The sequence below is a fragment of the Herbidospora daliensis genome (assembly GCF_001570585.1).
Classification (GTDB): Bacteria; Actinomycetota; Actinomycetes; order Streptosporangiales; family Streptosporangiaceae; genus Herbidospora; species Herbidospora daliensis.
Map to the genome: position 1 here is coordinate 1,038,351 of NZ_BBXF01000002.1, position 20,036 is coordinate 1,058,386.

Here is a 20,036-nt window from a genome sequence, read left to right on the forward strand (position 1 = left end):
TCCCCACGCTACGTCGCTTAACTTGAACTGTTCAAGTAATTGAACTTCCCCAGTTTGTCCATAAGAAGTCTCCCTAAGGCGCGAACCTTCATGAGATGGCATGCTCTGGACCGTGAGACGTGCAATTGCGATGATCGCCGCCGCTGCCCTGAGTGCCGGATGCGCCGCCGCCGCCGACGATCCCGGGGTGGAGCGCGTCAAGGCCCCTGAGCAGGCCACCCGCGAGAGCCCCTCACCCAAGCCGTCGCCGACCAGGAAGCCGTTCACCATCGCCTTCGGGGGTGACGTCCACTTCGAGGGCATCCTGCGCACCCGGCTGAACGCCAACCCGAAGACCGCCCTCGGGCCGATCGCCAAGGTGCTGTCGAAGGCCGACCTCGCGATGGTCAACCTCGAGACCGCCATCACCGAGGCGGGCACCCCGGCGCCCGGCAAGCAGTACACCTTCCGCGCCCCGGCCAGCGCGCTGACCGCGCTGAAGGCCGCCGGCGTCGACGTCGCCTCGATGGCCAACAACCACGGCATGGACTACATGCAGAGCGGCCTGGACGACTCCCTCGCGGCCATCAAGAAGGCGAAGTTCCCCATCGTGGGCGTCGGGCGCAACGCCACCGAGGCCTACCGGCCCTGGCGGACCGTCGTGAACGGCAACAAGGTCGCGATCATCGGCGCGACCCAGGTGCTCGACGCCGAGTTCATCTCCTCCTGGACGGCCACCGGCTCCCAGGGCGGCCTCGCCTCGGCCAAGGAGGAGGCGCGGCTGATCCAGGCGGTCAGAAACGCCCGCAAGAACAACGACACGGTGATCGTCCACCTGCACTGGGGCACCGAGCTGCAGAAGTGCCCCAACGAGGCGCAGCTCTCGCTGGCCCCCAAGCTGGTCAAGGCCGGCGCCGACGTCGTGGTCGGCGGGCACGCCCACATCCTGCTCGGCGCGGGCTACCTCGACAACGCCTACGTCAGCTACGGCCTGGGCAACTTCGTCTTCTACAACTGGGGCCCCGACACCGGCCGGACCGGCGTGCTGACCCTCACGATCAACGGCCGCAAGGTGCTGAAGGACACCTGGACCCCGGCCCGCATCAACGGCGGCGTCCCGGTCCCGGTCACCGGGTCGGCGGGGCGGCAGGAGATCGCGTACTGGCGGTCGCTGCGCGAGTGCACGGGACTTTCGGCCAAGCCCTGATTTTGTTAATGGGCTGGTCATGGCGTCGTGAGCACCTGCGGCACTAACGTCGCCTCATGACGCAGCGGTCCCAGTTCATCCTCGACGTCCTGCTGGCCGAGTTCGGTGAGTCCATCGCCCGCGAGCCCGCGGCGTTCCGCGCCAAGTTCCGCAAGATGGCGGCCTCGCCGTTCGCCTTCTACCGGGGCAGCGCGTGCCTGTTCTACGCCGACCTCTCGGACGAACTCGCCGACGAGGCGTTCCTCGACGACCTGACCTGCCGCGTCTGGATCCACGGCGACCTGCACGCCGAGAACTTCGGCACCTACATGAACTCCTCGGGCCGCCTGGTCTTCAACGTCAACGACTTCGACGAGGCCTACGTCGGACCCTACATCTGGGATCTGAAGCGGTTCGTGGCCAGCGTGGCGCTCATCGGCTACGCCAAGGCGCTGTCCGACGACGTGATCAGCGAGCTGGTCCGCGAGTTCGCCCACTCCTATCTCCACGAGCTCACCGCCATCGCCCACGGTGGCGACGACGCGATCGGGTCGCTCACCCTGGAGACCACCAGCGGGGTGCTGCACCGGGTGCTGCAGACCGCGCGGCTGAACACGCGGGTGGCGCTGCTCGACGAGGAGACCACGATCGAGAACTTCGAGCGCCGCTTCGCCGTCGCCGACAACCGCCGCCCGGTCGACGACGCCACCCGCGACGCCGTGCTGGCCGCCTACGAGAGTTACCTGGCCACGCTGCCGCAGCCGCTCAACCCGATTGAGCACCACGTCAAGGACGTCGTCCTGCGGCACGGCATCGGGATCGGGTCGGCGGGGCTGCCGTCGTACAACCTGCTGCTCGAAGGGCACACGCAGGCGCTGGAGAACGACGTCATCCTCTACATGAAGCAGGCGCAGGTCCCGGCCGTGGCCCGCTACATCGCCGACGAGAAGGTGCATGGCTACTTCAAGCACCAGGGCCACCGCACCGCCGAGTCGCAGCGCGCCCTCCAGGCCTACGCCGACTCCTGGCTCGGGTACGCCGACCTCAACGGCGTCGGCCAGCTCGTCGCCGAGGTCTCGCCCTACTCGGCCGACCTCGACTGGAGCGACGTCAACGAGCCCGTCGAGATCGCCTCGGTGATCACCGACCTGGGCCGCGCGGTCGCCCGCATGCACTCGGTCGCCGACGACGAGTCGAGCCACGACCTGGTCGACTTCTCCACCGAGGAGGCGATCGTCGCCGTGATCGGCGGCCGGGACGACGAGTTCACCACGCTGCTCGTCGACTTCGCCCACGAGTACGGCGCCCGCGCCCGGCACGACCATCAGCTTTTTGTGGATCTGTTCCGTAACGGCAGATTCCCCGGTCTGTAGATTCCCGGGCAAGATAGGGAGAGTGTCCAGCCAGCCCCTTGACTACTCCGACGATTCCGGGAACTCCTCGCTGCGCCGTCAGCCGACGCAGCGCCGCAGCGCGCGCCGGGTCGAGCGCATGCTCGACGCCTGCGCCGAGCTGCTGGACGAGGTCGGGTACGACGGCCTGTCGACGACCAGGATCGCCGAGCGCGCCGACGTGGCGATCGGCTCGGTCTACCAGTTCTTCCCCGACAAACGGGCCATCAGCCAGGCGCTGACCAGGCGGAACGTCGAGCTCTTCGTGGCCCGGGTGGGCCGCCGCTTCATCAGCGAGGAGTACCTCGGCTGGTGGGACGCGGTCGACGCGATCATCGACGAGTACGTCGCGATGCACCGTACGGTGCCCGGCTTCAAGTCGTTGCGGTTCGGCGACGCGGTCGACCTCAACCTGCTCGACGCGGGCACCGACAACAACACCGTCATCGCCGGCCGCCTGCGCGGGCTCCTGCTGAAGGAGTTCGGCATGGCCGACAGCGAACGCCTCGACACCGCGATACTCGTGGCGGTCGAGGGCGGCGACGCCGTGCTGAAACTGGCCTTCCGGCGGGATCCCGACGGCGACCCCGTGATCATCGCGGAGGCCAAGACCCTGGTGCGCAGCTACCTGTCGCGGCAGCTGCGCGAGTTCAACGCGGCGGCCAGCCGGGCGGCGCCTGGAGTTCGATCCGGCTCTTGATGATCGCCTCGACGGCGGCCGGGCCGAGCACCGGCGTGCGCGGCACGGCGAGGGTGATGCGGTCGAGCTGCGGCCGGCACGGTTGCCGGCGCGCGTTCTCGTCGCTGATGCGCGCGGCCCGCAACTGGGCGTCGCGCAGTTCGAGGGTGCGCATGTCGGCGCCCCGCGCCGACCGGATGTCCTGAAGTTGTGCCCTCAGCCGGAGCACCTCTTTGACGGCTTGTTCGTGGGCCTCGAAACGCGCCGCGACATAACCCGCCAAACCGGGCAGAATCGCAGCCGCCATGAGCGCGCAGGCCACTGTGAAGGTCGTCTGCTTGGAAAGGCCCATCGCAGTCCCGTCACCTCCTGATGGAGCTCAGGTCCCGTCAATAATGCCCATGAGCTGGAACGACACACGCTCTGTAGGTGATCTGGCGCGAATCGTTGCCGGAGGAACACCTGCCGTTGTCCGGGCAAAGACCCTTCGCGCTCGCTAGCCTCATCCTTGTGGCACATGTGACGCGGGAGCAGCTTGATCGTCTGCTCGAACAGGCTCTGCTGCTCGACGACCACGGTGCCCTCGCGGAGCGCCTCGACGACCTCGCGCAAGGGTACGAATCGGGCGAAGTATCCCGGGCCTACATCCTGGCCCTGGCCGCCGAGGAGTGGCGTCAGGCGGGTCACCCCGACGCGGCCCTCGACCGCTACCAGATGGCGGCCGAAGACGACGGGGGAGACGTCAACGTCGACCCCCGCGCGGGCATCGCCGACACCCTCTTCGAACTCGACCGGCCCGACGAGGCCCGCGACGTGATCGAGGCCCTGCGCGCCGCCCCCTGCACCCCGGCGACCGTGCTCAACGTGGCCGAGACCCTGGCGGCGTACGGAGACCTCGCGGGCGCCCACGAATGGGCCACCGAGGGCGTCACGGCCTGCCCTCCGGGCAACTCGCTACGCGAGTCCCTGCTGCGCACGCGCTACCGCATCCGCATCGACCTGGGCCTCCCGGAAGACGACCTCGACGCCCTGGCCTCCTAATCGAAGAACGGGCCGCAGAGAGACTCCACGACCCGCACAGACAACGGCGAACGGACCGCGAGAAGAACACTCGCGGCCCGTTCTTTGACTTGTCCGCCGAATGAGAGCGGTATATATCTCGCAAATGGGCCATTGATGGCCATATGTGGACGGCCCGCCCGCTCCTGAGAGCGCTGGCCGGAGGCGAAAAGGGAACTACGAAAAGCCTTAGTGGAGGAGAGCTCCGCCGAGGAGGCCCCCGGTCAGCTTGGTGATGCCGGACAGGCCGCCGAGGCCCAGGTCGTCGCTCTTCTTCCGCGGCGCGGGGGCCGGACGGGGCTGGACGCCGTCGACGACCCCGCCGACCGAGTCGCTGATCCCGCGCGGCACCACGCCGACGTTCGGGACCTTCGGCAGCATCTTCGTCACCCGGGGCACCGGCGGCACGCCCGGCAGGTCGGGCAGCAGCGAGAGGTCGGGAACCACGTTGGGCACCCCCGGCAGCGCCGACCCCGACGCGATGCCGAGCACCCCGTCGGCCCGCGCCAGGCCCGACAGGCCGAGCAGGGCGGCGGCGCGCTGGACGGTCCGGGCCACCTCGTCCTTCGGCGCCACCCGGCCGCACGGCACCCCCGCCAGGCGGCCGGCCTGGGCCATGGTCATCGCCGTCGAGCCGCCCGTGCGGGTCAGGTCGCGGACCGTCTGACCGGCCGCGCCGGCCGACCTCGCGACGTCGGCGGCGCCCTTCACGACCGACGCGGCGACCGCGCCCGTCTTGGCGGCGGCGCGGTAACCGGTCACGCACAGGCCGTCGTCTGCATGGGCCTGCTGGCCGGCGGCGGACAACCAGCTCACCCCGGCGGTGACGACCGCCAGGGCGACGAGCCGCCCCCGGATGCTACGTGGTGTCGTCGACATCGACGTCCCCCTGTTGCTCGCGGTAGTTCGGTGAGTGCCGAACGTAGCAGCGGGGTTTTCGCAGCCGGGAGCCGCTTGTCCCAGTCGTGGAGAACTGATTACGCGCCGGGCCGCACGCTCAGCGTGTCGCCGGCCTCGTCGAGGTCGACGATCACCTCGTCGCCGTCGCGGATCTCCCCGCTCAGCAGCGCGCGGGCCAGTTTGTCGCCGATGGCCGACTGGACCAGCCGCCGCAGCGGCCGCGCGCCGTAGAGCGGGTCGTAGCCGGTCAGGGTCAGCCACTCGCGCGCCGCCGGGGTGACCGTCAGCGTCAGCCGCCGGTCGGACAACCGCCGCGCCAGGTGGTCGACCTGCAGGTCGACGATCTGCGCCAGTTCCTCGGAGCCGAGCGCGTCGAACAGGATCACGTCGTCGAGCCGGTTGAGGAACTCGGGCTTGAACGACCCCCGCACCGCCGCCATGACGGCGTCGCGCTTCGCGGAGGCTTCGAGCGCCGGGTCGACCAGGAACTGCGAACCGATGTTGGACGTCAGGATCAGGATCGTGTTCCGGAAGTCGACGGTACGCCCCTGCCCGTCGGTCAGCCGCCCGTCGTCGAGCACCTGGAGCAGGATGTCGAAGACCTCGGGATGGGCCTTCTCGACCTCGTCCAGGAGCACCACCGTGTAGGGACGGCGCCGCACGGCCTCGGTGAGCTGGCCGCCCTCCTCGTAGCCGACGTAGCCGGGCGGGGCGCCGACCAGGCGGGCCACGCTGTGCTTCTCGCTGTACTCGCTCATGTCGATGCGGGTCATCGCCCGCTCGTCGTCGAACAGGAAGTCGGCCAGCGCCTTGGCCAGCTCGGTCTTGCCGACGCCGGTCGGGCCGAGGAACAGGAACGAGCCCGTCGGCCGGTCGGGGTCGGCCACGCCGGCCCGCGCCCGCCGCACGGCGTCGCTGACGGCCTGGACGGCGGCCTTCTGGCCGATGAGACGGCGGCCGAGCTCGTCTTCCATGCGGAGCAGCTTGGCGGTCTCGCCCTCCATCAGGCGGCCCGACGGGATGCCCGTCCAGGCGGAGATGACCTCGGCGATGTCGTCGGGGCCGACCTCCTCCTTGACCATGGTCTGCTCGCGCTGGGACGCCTGGATGGCGTCGGCCAGCTCCTTCTCCAGGCGCGGCACCTCGCCGTACATGAGGCGGGCGGCCTCCTCGAAGTCGCCGTCGCGCTGGGCCCTCTCGGCTTGGCTGCGGGTCTCGTCGAGGCGCATCTTCAGGTCGCCGACCCGGTTGAGGCCGGCCTTCTCGGCCTCCCAGCGGCCGACCAGGCCGTTGAGCTCCTCCTGGCGGTTGGCCAGCTCCTCGCGGAGGCGTTCGAGGCGGGCCACGCTCGCCTCGTCGGTCTCCTTGGCCAGGGCCAGCTCCTCCATCTTGAGCCGGTCGACGATGCGCTGGAGCTCGTCGATCTGCACCGGACGGGAGTCGATCTCCATGCGCAGCCGCGAGGCGGCCTCGTCGACCAGGTCGATGGCCTTGTCGGGCAGGAACCGGGCGGTGATGTAGCGGTCGGACAGGGTCGCGGCGGCCACCAGCGCGCCGTCGGCGATCTGGACCTGGTGGTGGGCCTCGTAACGGCCCTTCAGGCCACGCAGGATCGCGATCGTGTCCTCGACGGTGGGCTCGCCGACGTACACCTGCTGGAAACGGCGCTCCAGCGCCGGGTCCTTCTCGATGCGCTCGCGGTATTCGTCGAGCGTGGTCGCGCCGATCATGCGCAGCTCGCCCCGGGCCAGCATGGGCTTGAGCATGTTGCCCGCGTCCATCGCGCCCTCGGCCGCGCCCGCGCCGACCATCGTGTGGAGCTCGTCGATGAACGTGATGACCTGGCCGTCGCTCTCCTTGATCTCGTTGAGCACGGCCTTCAGCCGCTCCTCGAACTCGCCCCGGTACTTGGCCCCCGCGACCATCGCGCCCAGGTCGAGCGCCACGAGCCGCTTGTTCCGAAGACTCTCCGGTACGTCGCCCGCGACCACCCGCTGGGCCAGCCCCTCGACCACGGCGGTCTTGCCGACGCCCGGCTCCCCGATGAGGACCGGGTTGTTCTTGGTCCGCCGCGACAACACCTGCACCACGCGGCGGATCTCGGAGTCACGGCCGATGACCGGGTCGAGCTTGCCGTGCCGGGCCCGCTCGGTCAGGTCGACGCCGTACTTCTCCAGCGCCCGGTAGGTGTCTTCGGGGTTCTCGCTGGTCACACGGGTGTGCCCGCGCACCTTCTCAAAGGCGTCGAGCAGTGCCTGCGCGGTCGCGCCCTGGCTCTTCAGCAGGTCGGCGACCGGCCCGCCGTCGGTCGCCAGGCCCACCAGCAGGTGCTCGGTCGAGACGTAGTCGTCTTCGAGCTGCGCGGCCCGCTGGGCGGCGGTGTGCAGCACGGTCAGCAACTGGCGGGAGGTCGACGGCGCGCTCACGGTGGCGCCCTGCGCCTTGGGCAGTGAGGCCAGCATCTCCTCGGCCCGCGTCCGCAGGCCCTTCCAGTCGGCCCCGACGGCTTCGAGCAGCGGCACGGCCGTGCCACCGGTCTGCGCCAGCAACGTGGTCAGCAGATGAGCCGGCGCCACCTCGGGATTCCCCTCGGCCGCCGCCCTGCGCACCGCCCCCGCGAGCGCTTCCTGACTCTTCTGCGTGAGTTTGTAGTCCATGTCTATTGGCCTCGCCTTCGCTCGGCGGCCCGGCCGCCTTCAGCCACTGTCTTCCCTCGTCGCTCCGCTCCTCAGTCCAGACAGCGGCGCGGCCGGGCAAGTCCCCCATACGACAAATGTCTTCAGTTATGACGGCGGTAGTTCGTATCTGACCAAGGCCCGGATCAGCTTCAGTTCCGTGGCCACACGGGTCAGTTCGTCTCTCAGGCGGAGGTTCTCGGTCTCCAGCTCCAAGATGCGTTTGATGCCCGCGAGGTTTATGCCCTCTTCCTGCGACAGGCGCTGGACCTCACGGAGGAGGACGATGTCGCGGGTCGAGTAGAGGCGGCCTCGGCCGGCGGTGCGGCCGGGGCTGACCAGGCCGAGGCGGTCGTACTGGCGCAGAGTCTGGGGGTGGAGGCCGCTCAGCTGGGCCGCCACCGAGATCACATAGACGGGCGTCTCGTCGGACAGGTCGAAGAAATTGGCGTCCATGCGCTACTCGCTTCTGGCCTGCTTGATCAGTTCCTCGCGCAGGTCGTGGCCGTCGGTCGCGTCGCGGAACTGCTCCAGTGCCGACCGGGCCTTCTCGTCGAGGTGCTCGGGCACCGCGACCTGGACGGTCGCGAGCAGGTCGCCCTTGGTGCCGTCTTTGCGGGGCGCGCCCCGGCCGCGCACCCGGAAGGTGCGGCCGTTGGGGGTGCCCTCGGGGATGCGGAGCGTGACCGGCATGCCGCGCAGGATGGGCACCTTGATCTCGGCGCCCAGCGCGGCCTCGGGGAACGTCACGGGCACGGTGACCGTGAGGTTCTCGCCGCTCCGGCCGAAGACGGGGTGGGGCTGGACGTGCACCAGCACGTACAGGTCACCCGCGGGGCCGCCGTTCTCGCCGGGGGCGCCCTTGCCCTTCAGCTTGACCCGGCCGCCGTCGCTGACGCCCGCCGGGATGCGGGCCTGGATGGTGCGGGTGGAGCGGCCCCGGCCGCTGCCCTCGCAGACCGGGCACGGGTCGTCGACCAGCAGGCCCCGGCCCCGGCAGTCGCGGCAGGGCTCGGAGAAGGCGAAGTTGCCCAGGTTGCGGCTGGCCGCGCCGGTGCCGTCGCAGGTCGGGCAGACGCGGGGCGTGGTGCCGGCCTTGGCGCCCGTGCCGGAACAGGCCGGGCAGGCCGAGGAGCTGGTGAGACGCAACGAGACGGTCGCGCCGTCGATCGACTCGGCGAACGACAGGGTGACCTCGGACTCGATGTCCTGGCCGCGGCGGGCCCGCCCGGCGGTGTTGGCCTTGGGGCCGCCGCCGCGGTTGAACAGGCCGCCGAAGATGTCGCCGATGCGGTCGCCCGCCTGGGCGGTGCCGCCGAACAGGTCGCCGAAGTCGAAGCCCTGCTGGCCCTGACCGGGCCGGCCGCCCCGGGTGTAGCCGCCGAGGCCGCTGCCGAACAGGCTCCTGGCCTCGTCGTACTCCTTGCGGCGCTTGACGTCGCTCAGGATGTCGTAGGCCTCGGAGACCTCCTTGAACTTCTCCTCGGTCTCCTTGTTGCCCTTGTTCGCGTCGGGGTGGTACTGCCGGGCCAGCTTGCGGTAAGCCTTCTTGATCTCTTCGGGGGTCGCGGTCTTGGGCACACCGAGGACGCCGTAGTAGTCCTTCTCCAGGTAGTCCTTGGTGCTCATCTAACGCTTCCTCCGCGTGAAATACACATATGTGATGGGTGCCCCTCCCGCTCCGGGGCGGGAGGGGGCTCCCTGGAGAATCAGGCGCCGGCGGGCTCGTCGTCGAGGACGTCGCCACCGGTCTCCGGCTCGGCCACCGCGACCCGGGCGGGGCGCAGCACGCGCTCACCCAGGCGGTAGCCGGGCTGCAGGATCTCGACGCAGGTCGCCTCGGTGACCTCGGTCGAGTAACTGTGCATCAGGGCCTCGTGGATCGTCGGGTCGAACGGGTCGCCCTTCGAGCCGTAGGTCGACAGCCCGAGCTTGCCGACGGCCGCTTCGAGCGACTCGCTCACCTTGGCGAAACCACCGGTCAGCTCCCCGTGGTCACGCGCCCGGCCGATGTCGTCGAGAACCGGCAGCAGTTCGTTGATGACACCCGCGACGGCCTGCTCCCGGACCGTGATCCGGTCGCGCTCGACCCGCTTGCGGTAGTTGGAGAACTCCGCCTGGAGACGCTGGAGATCGGCGGTGCGCTCGGCCAGGAGCTCCGCGGCCGCCCCGCCCAGGGCGGAGGCGTCGGCCGCGGTCTCGTCGGGGGCCGGTGCGCTCTCGCGAGCCGCCAGCGTCTCGGGGTCGATCTTGCGGTTGTCGCGGATAACCGGCTCCTGCTCGGAACCGTTCTCACGCGGGGTCACTTGGCGCCGCCCTCCCGCTTCGGCTCGTCGTCGACGATCTCGGCCTCGACGACGTCGTCGTCGGACTTGCCGGCGTCGTCCTGCTCGGCGCCCGGAGCGCCCTCGCCGGCCTGGGCCTGCGAGTTGGCGTAGATCGCCGAGCCCATCTTCTGGCTGACGGTGGCGAGCTTGTCGGCGGAGGCGCGGATGGCCGCGACGTCGGTGCCCTCGAGCTCCTTCTTGAGCTCGGCGAGCGCCTCGGTGACCTCGTTCTTGATGTCGGCCGGGACCTTGTCGTCGTTCTCGCGCAGGAACTTGTCGGTCTGGTAGGCCAGCGAGTCGGCGTTGTTGCGGACCTCGGCCTCCTCGCGACGCTGCTTGTCCTCTTCCGCGTAGGACTCGGCCTCGCGGACCATGCGGTCGATGTCGTCCTTGCCCAGGGAGGAACCGCCGGTGATGGTCATCGACTGCTCCTTCCCGGTGCCCAGGTCCTTCGCGCCGACGTTGACGATGCCGTTGGCGTCGATGTCGAAGGTGACCTCGATCTGCGGGATGCCGCGGGGCGCCGGCGCGATGCCGGTGAGCTCGAAGGTCGCCAGCTTCTTGTTGCGCGCGGCGATCTCGCGCTCGCCCTGGTAGACCTGGATCTGCACCGACGGCTGGTTGTCTTCCGCCGTGGTGAAGACCTCGGAGCGCTTGGTCGGGATCGTCGTGTTGCGCTCGATGATCTTGGTGAAGATGCCGCCCTTGGTCTCGATGCCCAGCGACAGCGGGGTCACGTCGAGCAGCAGGACGTCCTTGACCTCACCCTTGAGCACACCCGCCTGGAGCGCGGCGCCGATGGCCACGACCTCGTCGGGGTTGACGCCCTTGTTGGGCTCCTGGCCGCCGGTGAGCTCCTTGACCAGCTCGGTCACGGCGGGCATGCGGGTCGAGCCGCCGACGAGCACCACGTGGGCGATGTCGGAGACCTTGATCCCGGCGTCCTTGATGACCTGGTGGAACGGGCCCTTGCAGCGGTCGAGCAGGTCGGACGTGATGCGCTGGAACTCCGACCGGGTCAGCTTCTCCTCGAGGTGGAGGGGGCCCTCGGCGGAGGCGGTGATGTAGGGGAGGTTGATCGTGGTCTCGGTCTGCGCCGAGAGCTCGATCTTGGCCTTCTCGGCCGCCTCGCGCAGACGCTGGAGGGCCATCTTGTCCTTGGACAGATCGACCCCGTGGGCGTTCTTGAAGCGGGTGACGAGCTCGTCGACGACGCGCTGGTCCCAGTCGTCGCCACCGAGGTGGTTGTCACCGGAGGTGGCCTTCACCTCGACGAAGCTGTGGCCGTCTTCCTGGCCGACGTCGAGCAGGGACACGTCGAAGGTGCCGCCGCCGAGGTCGAAGACCAGGATGGTCTGGTCCTTGTCCTTGTCGAGGCCGTAGGCCAGCGCCGCGGAGGTCGGCTCGTTGATGATGCGGAGCACGTTGAGGCCCGCGATCTGGCCGGCCTCCTTGGTGGCCTGGCGCTGCGCGTCGTTGAAGTAGGCCGGGACGGTGATGACCGCGTCGGTGATCTTCTCACCGAGGTAGGCCTCGGCGTCCTGCTTCAGCTTCTGCAGGACGAAGGCGCTGATCTGCTGGGGCGTGAACTTCTTGCCGTCGATCTCGACGGTCCAGTTCGTGCCCATCTCACGCTTGACAGAGCGGATGGTCCGGTCGACGTTGGTCACGGCCTGACGCTTGGCGACCTCGCCGACGAGGACCTCTCCGTTCTTCGCGAAGGCCACCACCGAGGGGGTGGTGCGGGAGCCCTGCGCGTTGGCGATGACGGTGGGCTCACCGCCTTCGAGGATCGAGACGACGGAGTTGGTCGTCCCCAGGTCGATACCTACCGCACGTGCCATGAGTACGTCCTTGTAGTCAAAGTTGAGTCGTGGTGACTCAAGTTTCGGTGAGTACGACAGCCCTTGTCAAACGCTGTCCTGTCAACGGTCTTGAGTCTAGTGCGCTCAACTCTCGGCGCGAGAGGAATGTTCCCGGGATATCCCTGATTCGACCCTTAGGGGTTACCTGGCCCCGTCGAGGATCACCCTCTTCCCTACCGGCTTCTTGAGCTTCACGTACGTGGCCTTCTTGATCGCCATGGCCACGCACATGCCGGCGTCCTTGACCGAGCCCTCGTACAGGGTGATCCGGACCGTCTTCTTCGTCTCCTTCACCGTGACCTTGGTCAGCACGGTGCACGGTTCGACGCCCGACCACCACACGACGCGCACCCCGCGCATGTGGGGTTTGGCGGTCAGCCACTTCACCTTCTTCGGTGAGAGGGCGCCCTTCTGGACCTTCACCACCTTCGGCCCGGGAGCGGCCTGCGCGGGGGCGGCGGCGGGGACGAGCAGCGCGGCGACGGCCGCGGCGACGACTAAGAGCCTCACTTGGCACCATCCACGACTTCCCGGCCGGCCAAGGGCTTGGCCAGCTTCACGAACGTCTCCTTCTCGACCGCGATCAGGATGCAGGCCGCCTCGGGGTCGGTGGTGCCCTCCCACAGGGTCACCGTCACCTCGGTGTCGGACTCCTTCACGTCCACGCGGTCGAGGGTGTAGCAGGGCTCGACCCCCGAGCTCCACGAGATCATCACGCCGTCTCCGGCGGGGGTGGCGCGGGTCCAGGGCACCTTCCGCGGGTCCACCGTGCCGCCCTTGGGCTGCACCAGCTCCGGCCCCGGGCCCGGCGAGGCCGAGGCCGGCGGGGTGGCGGGCTGGTCGGGGCCGATCGGCGAACCGCTGTCCACGGTGTCTCCCTTTCCGCAGGCCGAGGTCATGATCACGGCGGTGAGCATGGCCACGGTGACGAGCCGGATCCTTCTCATGCCCGTATGACGGGCGTCACTCGGAAGGGGTTCATAACCCGTTGACTCCGGTATGGGCGGCGGTTTAATTTCATCACATGATGAGTTCTGCTGAACCCGCGATAGCCGTCACCGGGCTGCGGGTCGTCCGAGGGGCCCGCGAGGTGCTCCACGGGTTGTCTTTCGAGGTGCCGAAGGGCCAGATCACCGGGCTGCTGGGCCCGAGTGGCTGCGGCAAGACCACGCTGATCCGATCGATCGTGGGCGTGCAGGTCGTCGCCGGGGGCGAGGTGACCGTGCTGGGGCGTCCGGCGGGGTCGGCCGAGCTGCGCCGGCTCATCGGCTACTCCACCCAGAACCCGGCGATCTACCGCGATCTGTCGGTCATGGAGAACCTCCGCTACTTCGCCGCCGTGCTCGGCGCGCCGAAGACCGACCCCGCGCGGGTCCTCGAAGAGGTGGGCCTGGAAGGGCACGCCAACCAGCTCGGCGGCACCCTGTCGGGCGGTCAGCTCAGCCGGGCCAGCCTGGCGGTCTCGCTGCTCGGCGCGCCCCAGCTGCTCGTGCTCGACGAGCCGACGGTCGGGCTCGACCCGGTCCTGCGCAAGGAGCTCTGGGAGCTGTTCCAGGGCCTGGCCGACCGGGGCGTGACGATCCTGGTCTCCAGCCACGTCATGGACGAGGCCGCCCGCTGCCAGCGCCTGATCATGCTGCGCGAGGGCGACATCCTCGCCGACGACAGCCCCGAGGGCCTGCGCGCCCGCACCGACACCGCCGACCTGGAGCAGGCCTTCCTGCGCCTCATCGAAGAGAGGCAGCCGGCATGATCACGATCGCCACGGCGCGCCGGATCCTGGCCCAGCTCCGCAACGACCCCCGCACGATCGCCCTCATGGTGCTGGTGCCGAGCCTGATCATGATCCTGCTCTACTACGTGATCGACAACGAGCCGGTCTTCGCCCAGTGGGCCCCCGCGCTGCTGTCGATCTTCCCCTTCCTGGTGATGTTCCTGGTCACCTCCATCGCCACCCTCCGCGAGCGCACCTCCGGCACGCTGGAGCGGCTGATGGCCTCCCCGCTGCGCCAGCTCGACCTCCTCCTCGGGTACGGCCTGGCCTTCGGCGCCGCCGCCGTCCTCCAGGTGGCCCTGGCGCTGACGGTCTCGCTGACCTGGCTCGGGCTCGACCTGCGGGGAGAGCTCTGGGCGCTGGTCCTGGTCGCCCTGCTCAACTCGCTCCTTGGCACCGCGCTCGGCCTGTTCTGCAGCGCGTTCGCCCGCTCGGAGTTCCAGGCCGTCCAGTTCATGCCGCTGGTGATGATCCCGCAGCTGCTCCTCGGCGGGATCATCGTGCCGCGCGACCAGATGGCGACCGTGCTGGAGTGGATCTCCAACGTGCTGCCGATGTCCTACGCCCTGGAGGCCATGAAGCTGGCCGTCATCAGCGGCGACCTCGGCTCCGACTTCTGGCGCGACATCGCGGTGGTGGCCGGATCCGTGGTGCTGGCCCTGGTTCTGGGGGCCGCGACGCTGAAGAGGCGCACCCCGTAAACTGCCCCGCATGATCGCGATCCTGGGCACCGGCAAGATGGGTGAGGCTCTGCTCTCCGGCCTGGTCCGGGCTGGGCGGGCGGCTGACCAGATCATGGTCACCACCCGCCGGCCCGACCGGGCCGAGCAGCTGACGGAGACCTACGGCGTCAAGGTCGTCACCAACGTCGAGGCGGCCGAGCAGGCCGACGCCCTGATCCTGGCGGTGAAGCCGCAGGACATGGGCACCCTGCTCCGTGAGATCGCCCCCGTGGTGCCGTCCGACCGGCTGGTCATCTCGGTCGCGGCGGGCATCACCACCGACTTCGTGCAGGCCCGGCTGGGCGGCCCGATCCCGGTCGTCCGGGTCATGTCGAACACGCCGGTGCTGGTCGACGAGGCGATGAGCGTGATCTCCGCCGGGGCCCACGCCAAGGAGGAGCACCTCAAGCTGACCGAAGATTTGCTCCAGCCGGTCGGCAAGGTGCTGCGCATCCCCGAGTCGCAGCAAGACGGCGCGACCGCGCTCAGCGGTTCGGGCCCGGCCTACTTCTTCTACCTGGTCGAGGCCATGGTCGACGCGGGCATCCTGCTCGGCATGCCGCGCGCGGCGGCCCTCGACATGGTCAAGCAGTCGATCGTGGGCGCGGCGATCATGCTGCGCGACTCGGGGGAGCACCCGGTGATCCTGCGCGAGGCCGTCACCTCGCCGGGCGGCACCACCATCGCCGCCATCGCCGAGCTGGAGCGCCACCGGGTGCGGGCGGCGTTCCTCGACGCGATCGAGGCGGCCCGCGACCGCAGCCGTGAGCTGGGCGGCACCAACAAGTAACCCCTGGTGACCAGGCGAAAAGGGATTATTAGTTAGGAAGCTTTCCTTATAGGCTACGGCGAGTGGTTGTACTCTCCCCGGCTCGCCTCTGGTCTCGTGACTTCTCGCTCTACTTCGTCGGCCGGGCCGTCGCCCTCATGGGCGACGCGATGTTGCCGGTGGCGGTGACGCTCGGCGTCCTCGGAATCTACGGCCCGGTCGGGGTCGGAATCGTGCTCGCGGCCTGGATGGCGGCCTTCGGCGGGCTCGTGCTGTTCGGCGGGGTGCTGGCCGACTGGTTCACCGCCCGGCGCATGATGATCTTCGCGGACGTCCTCCGCGTCGCCACCCAGCTGACCATCGCGGTCACCTTCTTCACCGGCCAGCCCCCGCTCTGGCTGCTGATCACGATGTCGTTCCTCAGCGGCCTCGGGGCGGCGCTCTTCCAGCCCGGCGTGAACAGCATGATCCCGCAGATCGCCGCCGACCCCCAGCGCGCCAACGCGACCCTGCGGGTGGCCGACGCGGTCGCCCGGCTCATCGGCCCCGGCATCGCCGGCGCGATCGTCCTGCTCGGCGGACCTGGGGTCGTGTACGCCATCAACGCCGGAACGTTCCTGGTCAGCGCCCTGTGCCTGCTGGCGATGCGGGTGCGGCTGACCAAGACCGAGGCGACCTCGCTGATCAGCGACCTGCGGGAGGGCTGGGCCGAGTTCCGGTCCCGTACGTGGATGTGGTCGGTCATCCTCGTCTGGGCGGTCTACGGGATCGTCCTGTTCGGCCCGATGTGGCCGGTCGGCGCGCAGATCATCTCGGAGGCCCACGGCGACGCGGCCTACGTCCTGGCCATCACGGGAGAGGGCCTCGGCAGCATCGTCGGCGGCCTGGTGGCCATGCGCTACCGCCCGGCCCGCCCGCTGTTCTCGGGCGCGCTGGCGATGATCGCCTTCATGGCCATGCCCCTGGTGGTGGCCCTGGCCGCCCCGATCCCGGTCATCGTGACCGGCTACACCCTGGCCGGCGCCGCCTGGGCCTTCTGGTCGGTGATGTGGGCGACCAGCGTGCAGACGCAGGTCCCGGGCGAGGTGCTCAACCGCGTCACCGCCTACGAGGTGGCCGGGTCGGTCTTGAGCATCCCCATCGGCCAGTCGCTCGGCCCGATCGTCGGCGAGGCGGTCGGCGCGCAGACGGTCGTCCTCGTCGGATTCTTCGCCGGCCTGGCCGGGATCGGCGTCCTGCTCTCGATTCGACCGGTCCGCAACCTACGCGCGGTGGGGCGGATCTAGCATGGTCGCTTGTGGTGATCCGGCGTGGTATCCCCCTGTTGGCGCTCGTCCTCTTATCCGCCGCCTGTACGGCGGAGGAAGCGCCCGTCGTGCAGACCGCGGCTGTCTCGCGGGCGCCCGTCAGTGAGGTGGTGGAGGCCCCGGCGACCGTGGGGGCACGGGCCACCGCGAGCCTCACCTCTCCCGCGGCCGGGACGGTCGCCAAGCTCTACGTCTCCGACGGCGACACCGTGAAGAAGGGCGAGATCCTCGCCCGCATCAGCGCGCCGCAGGCCCGCGACCGCCTCAAGGAGGCGAAGAAGGCCGACCGGCAGGCGGCCAAGCCGGTCTCCTTCGGGGGCGCGCCGAGTGTGCCGTCGCTGAAACTCCCCTCGGGGGTCGACGCCCACGTACGGAAATCCTTCGCGAAGGCCCGCCAGGCCGCCCGCAAGGTCGAGGACAAGGCCATCCGCAAGCACCTGCTCGCCGCCATCGACCTGGCCGAGCAGCAGCACCGGTCGCAGCAGAAGGCGCTGAACGGCATCGTCGGCGGCCTCAACCGCATGCTCGGCTCGTTCACCGGGCAACTGGGCGCGGGCATGAGCGGGCTCTCCTCCTCGATGAGCTCCCTCCAGGCGGCCTCGCGCAGCCAGACCCGCGCCGCCGTGAAAGCCGCGGAAGACACCGTCGAGGGCCTCACGATCAAGGCGCCCTTCGGCGGGGTCGTCACCCTCGGCGGCGGTGGCGGATCGGCCGCCCCCGCGCTGCCCGACCTGTCGCAGCTGGTCTCCGGCGGCGGCGTCCCGGCCTCCTCGGGCGGCAGTTCGGCCGGCACGATCGCCGAAGGCGTCCCGGTGGGTCAGGGGGAGGCGCTGCTGACCGTCACCGACGTCTCCGAGCTGAACCTGCGGGCCGACGTCGACGAGACCGACGTGCTGCTGGTGAAGGACGGCACCCGGGCCGAGGTCGAGTTCGACGCCGTGCCCGGCGCGGTCTACACGGCCGAGGTCACCGGCGTCGGGGTCACGCCCCAGGAGGGCGCGACGGGCGGCGTCAGTTATCCGGTACGCCTCTCGCTCGCCGAAGGCCGGTTCGACGACGGCTCCGAGGCGCCCGACCCCAAACCCGGCATGAGCGCCGTCGTCCGCATGATCGTCAAGGAGTCGCCCGAGGCCGTCGCGGTCCCGGCGGCGGCCGTGGTGACCAGCGGGCGCGACACCGTCGTCTGGGCCGTCGTCGGCGGGAAGGCCGAACGCCGGACCGTCACCCTCGGCGCGGAGGGCGACGCCTTCGTCGAGGTCGTGAACGGCGTCCAGGTCGGCGACCGGGTCATCACGCGAGGCGCCGACGGCGTGCGTCAGGGGCAGGAGATCCCGTGACCGCGTTCGAGGCCGCAGGGTTGACCAGGTCGTACCAACTCGAAGGCGTGACCGTGGACGCGCTGCGCGGCGTCGACCTGACCATCGGCGACGGCGAGTTCGCCGCGATCCTCGGCCCGTCGGGGTCGGGGAAGTCGACCCTGATGCACCTGCTCGGCTGCCTCGACCGGCCGACCTCGGGGGTGCTGAAGGTGGGCGGCGTCGACGTCTCCACCCTCGACGACACGAGGCTCGCCGAGCTGCGCAACCAGATGATCGGCTTCGTCTTCCAGTCGTTCCACCTGCTGGCCCGCACCAGCGCCCTCGACAACGTCGCCCTGCCGCTCGTCTACCGGGGCGTCGCGAAGACCGAACGGCGGGCGAGGGCACGCCGGGCGCTGGAGGCGGTCGGCCTGGCCCACCGGCTCGACCACCGGCCCTCGCAGATGTCCGGCGGCGAGCAGCAGCGGGTCGCCATCGCCCGCGCGCTCGTCGGCGACCCCCAGGTGGTGCTGGCCGACGAGCCGACCGGCAACCTCGACACCCGCAACGGCGAAGAAGTGATGGGCCTGCTCGAACGCCTCAACACCGACCAGGGCGTGGCGATCGTGCTGGTCACCCACGAACCCGAGGTCGCGAACCGGGCCCGCAGGCAGATCCACGTCAGAGACGGCCTGATCGAACGGGACGTCGCGTGAGGACCGCCGAGGCCTTCCGGATGGCCCTCGAAGCGCTGCGGGTCAACCGCCTGCGCAGCGCCCTGACCATGCTCGGTGTGATCATCGGAGTGTCGGCCGTGGTGATCCTGGTCGCCATCGGCACCGGCGCCAAGGACGCCATCGAAGACGAGATCTCCGGTCTCGGCTCCAACATCATCCTGGTCGTGCCCGGCCAGCTGAACTTCCAGGCCGCCCCCACCCAGAGCCGCCTCGACCTGGGCGACGTCAACTACGTGCGCAGAGTGGTCGGCGACCCGAGCCGGGTCACCGTGTCGGTCCAGTCGGGCGAGAACATCCGCGTCGGCCGCAACGAGGCGTTCGTCACCGTCGTCGGCACCGACGAGAACATCCGCAACGTCTTCGAACGCCCCCTGAAGAGGGGCCGCTACCTCACCGAGACCGACATCGACACCCGCCGCCGCGTCGCGGTCCTCGGCTCCGAGGTCTCCGAACAACTCTTCGGCGACCTCGACCCGGTGGGCAGACAGGCCATGATCGCCGGGGTGCGCTTCCGGGTCGTCGGCGTGTACGAGAAGGTCGGCGCCACCTTCGGAGTCGCCCGCGACCGGGAGACCCACATCCCGGTCACCACGGCCCAGCGGCTGCTCGGCGTCGAGAGGGTCAACGGCATCGCCATCGGCGCCTCGGGCCCCGACGTGATCGACAGCCTCGGCCAGCGGGTGGTCGACGCCCTCACCGCCCGCTACCCCGACGAGAAGTTCTCCGCCGTCACCCAGACCCAGCTCCTCGGCACGATCGGCACGGTCCTCGGCATGCTGACCGGCGTGCTGGCCGCCATCGCCGGCATCTCGCTGCTGGTCGGCGGGGTCGGGGTGTCGAACATCATGCTGGTCAGCGTCCGCGAACGCACCAAGGAGATCGGCCTGCGCAAGGCCCTGGGCGCCCGCCAGCGCGATGTTTTGGGCCAGTTCCTCATCGAGGCGGTCCTGCTCACCACGATCGGCGGCACGATCGGCATCGCCCTGGGCGTCGGCGGCTCCCTGCTGATCGAGACCCTCTCGCCCGTGCCGGCGTCGATCACCCTCTGGTCGATCCTGCTGGCCTTCGGGGTGTCGGCCGTCGTGGGCGTCTTCTTCGGCGTCGCCCCGGCCCGCCGCGCCGGCCGCCTCGATCCGGTGGTGGCGCTCCGGGCGGAATGATCTGGTTTTGAGGAATGGGCGAGCGGAGCGAGTTCGCTCCTCGCGGAGCGAGGCCCTTCCAAGGAGCGCGAGGGGCGGAGCCCTTCGCCCGGGAGCGGCAGCGACCCCGGAGCGGAGCGACGCCGGGACGCGGAGCGGCCGGGGGGAGCGCGAGGGGGCGAACGCCCCTTCGCATCGGGGGGTCGGGGGGTCGTCCCCCCGTGAACCA

At 69.9% G+C, this 20,036-nt stretch carries 19 protein-coding genes and 1 pseudogene; 11 read left to right on the top strand and 9 right to left on the bottom strand.

What is annotated here, in order from left to right:
- Window positions 1–100: 100 nt before the first annotated feature.
- Genes AW274_RS11275 through AW274_RS11285 form a run of 3 tightly spaced genes read left to right on the top strand, consistent with a single transcriptional unit; the run spans window position 101 to window position 3,256 of the window.
- Complete coding sequence (locus AW274_RS11275; protein ID WP_157520020.1) at window positions 101–1,186, top strand: CapA family protein; 1,086 nt, start codon at window positions 101–103, stop codon at window positions 1,184–1,186.
- 56 nt (window positions 1,187–1,242) lie between these two features.
- A complete protein-coding gene (locus AW274_RS11280) occupies window positions 1,243–2,538 on the top strand; it encodes a DUF2252 domain-containing protein (RefSeq protein WP_062430969.1) in 1,296 nt (431 codons plus the stop codon).
- A 22-nt stretch (window positions 2,539–2,560) separates the two neighbouring features.
- Complete coding sequence (locus tag AW274_RS11285) at window positions 2,561–3,256, top strand: TetR/AcrR family transcriptional regulator (protein WP_232320076.1); 696 nt, start codon at window positions 2,561–2,563, stop codon at window positions 3,254–3,256.
- Here AW274_RS11285 and AW274_RS11290 read toward each other — a convergent pair.
- Window positions 3,207–3,542 carry a hypothetical protein gene (locus tag AW274_RS11290; protein WP_157520022.1) on the bottom strand — a complete coding sequence of 112 codons (336 nt, stop codon included), beginning with the start codon at window positions 3,540–3,542 and terminating at the stop codon, window positions 3,207–3,209. The genes AW274_RS11285 and AW274_RS11290 overlap by 50 nt on opposite strands.
- 203 nt (window positions 3,543–3,745) lie before the next feature.
- Between AW274_RS11290 and AW274_RS11295 the strand changes: the two genes are divergently transcribed.
- On the top strand, window positions 3,746–4,276 hold the full coding sequence (locus AW274_RS11295) for a tetratricopeptide repeat protein (protein WP_198169133.1): 531 nt from the start codon (window positions 3,746–3,748) through the stop codon (window positions 4,274–4,276).
- 207 nt (window positions 4,277–4,483) lie between these two features.
- On the opposite strand, the gene AW274_RS11300 is transcribed toward AW274_RS11295, so the two are convergent.
- The 8 genes and pseudogenes from AW274_RS11300 to AW274_RS11335 form a co-directional block, all read right to left on the bottom strand.
- Window positions 4,484–5,173: a hypothetical protein gene (locus AW274_RS11300; protein ID WP_062430973.1), complete on the bottom strand. Its 690-nt coding sequence runs from the start codon at window positions 5,171–5,173 to the stop codon at window positions 4,484–4,486.
- A gap of 98 nt (window positions 5,174–5,271) precedes the next feature.
- Complete coding sequence (clpB, locus tag AW274_RS11305; protein ID WP_062430974.1) at window positions 5,272–7,851, bottom strand: ATP-dependent chaperone ClpB; 2,580 nt, start codon at window positions 7,849–7,851, stop codon at window positions 5,272–5,274.
- Between the two features lie 215 nt (window positions 7,852–8,066).
- Window positions 8,067–8,325, bottom strand: a pseudogene (locus AW274_RS11310) (heat shock protein transcriptional repressor HspR); the annotation flags it as partial.
- Between the two features lie 3 nt (window positions 8,326–8,328).
- Window positions 8,329–9,498 carry a molecular chaperone DnaJ gene (gene dnaJ, locus AW274_RS11315; RefSeq protein ID WP_062430976.1) on the bottom strand — a complete coding sequence of 390 codons (1,170 nt, stop codon included), beginning with the start codon at window positions 9,496–9,498 and terminating at the stop codon, window positions 8,329–8,331.
- 80 nt (window positions 9,499–9,578) lie between these two features.
- The gene (gene grpE / locus AW274_RS11320) at window positions 9,579–10,175 is read right to left on the bottom strand and encodes a nucleotide exchange factor GrpE (protein ID WP_062430977.1); all 597 of its coding nucleotides are present in this window, start codon (window positions 10,173–10,175) and stop codon (window positions 9,579–9,581) included.
- Window positions 10,172–12,040, bottom strand: coding sequence for a molecular chaperone DnaK (gene dnaK / locus AW274_RS11325; RefSeq protein WP_062430978.1), 1,869 nt, complete (start codon window positions 12,038–12,040; stop codon window positions 10,172–10,174). The genes grpE and dnaK overlap by 4 nt, the downstream gene beginning before the upstream one ends.
- Before the next feature lie 162 nt (window positions 12,041–12,202).
- The gene (locus AW274_RS11330) at window positions 12,203–12,571 is read right to left on the bottom strand and encodes a hypothetical protein (protein WP_157520024.1); all 369 of its coding nucleotides are present in this window, start codon (window positions 12,569–12,571) and stop codon (window positions 12,203–12,205) included.
- Window positions 12,568–13,008, bottom strand: coding sequence for a hypothetical protein (locus tag AW274_RS11335; protein WP_232320077.1), 441 nt, complete (start codon window positions 13,006–13,008; stop codon window positions 12,568–12,570). The genes AW274_RS11330 and AW274_RS11335 overlap by 4 nt, the downstream gene beginning before the upstream one ends.
- Before the next feature lie 77 nt (window positions 13,009–13,085).
- Between AW274_RS11335 and AW274_RS11340 the strand changes: the two genes are divergently transcribed.
- The 7 genes from AW274_RS11340 to AW274_RS11370 all read left to right on the top strand — a co-directional run bounded on the left by AW274_RS11340 (window position 13,086) and on the right by AW274_RS11370 (window position 19,828).
- On the top strand, window positions 13,086–13,814 hold the full coding sequence (locus AW274_RS11340; RefSeq protein WP_062430979.1) for an ABC transporter ATP-binding protein: 729 nt from the start codon (window positions 13,086–13,088) through the stop codon (window positions 13,812–13,814).
- The gene (locus AW274_RS11345; RefSeq protein WP_062430980.1) at window positions 13,811–14,536 is read left to right on the top strand and encodes an ABC transporter permease; all 726 of its coding nucleotides are present in this window, start codon (window positions 13,811–13,813) and stop codon (window positions 14,534–14,536) included. Before AW274_RS11340 ends, AW274_RS11345 begins: the two co-directional genes overlap by 4 nt.
- Window positions 14,537–14,546: 10 nt before the next feature.
- A complete protein-coding gene (proC, locus tag AW274_RS11350; RefSeq protein WP_198169134.1) occupies window positions 14,547–15,347 on the top strand; it encodes a pyrroline-5-carboxylate reductase in 801 nt (266 codons plus the stop codon).
- 62 nt (window positions 15,348–15,409) lie between these two features.
- Complete coding sequence (locus tag AW274_RS11355; protein ID WP_062430982.1) at window positions 15,410–16,612, top strand: MFS transporter; 1,203 nt, start codon at window positions 15,410–15,412, stop codon at window positions 16,610–16,612.
- Between the two features lie 89 nt (window positions 16,613–16,701).
- Window positions 16,702–17,970 (top strand): efflux RND transporter periplasmic adaptor subunit, encoded by a 1,269-nt coding sequence (locus AW274_RS11360; protein ID WP_062430983.1) that lies wholly within the window; start codon window positions 16,702–16,704, stop codon window positions 17,968–17,970.
- Window positions 17,967–18,647: an ABC transporter ATP-binding protein gene (locus AW274_RS11365; RefSeq protein WP_062430984.1), complete on the top strand. Its 681-nt coding sequence runs from the start codon at window positions 17,967–17,969 to the stop codon at window positions 18,645–18,647. Before AW274_RS11360 ends, AW274_RS11365 begins: the two co-directional genes overlap by 4 nt.
- The gene (locus AW274_RS11370; RefSeq protein ID WP_062430985.1) at window positions 18,644–19,828 is read left to right on the top strand and encodes an ABC transporter permease; all 1,185 of its coding nucleotides are present in this window, start codon (window positions 18,644–18,646) and stop codon (window positions 19,826–19,828) included. Before AW274_RS11365 ends, AW274_RS11370 begins: the two co-directional genes overlap by 4 nt.
- The last annotated feature ends 208 nt before the right edge of the window (window positions 19,829–20,036 follow it).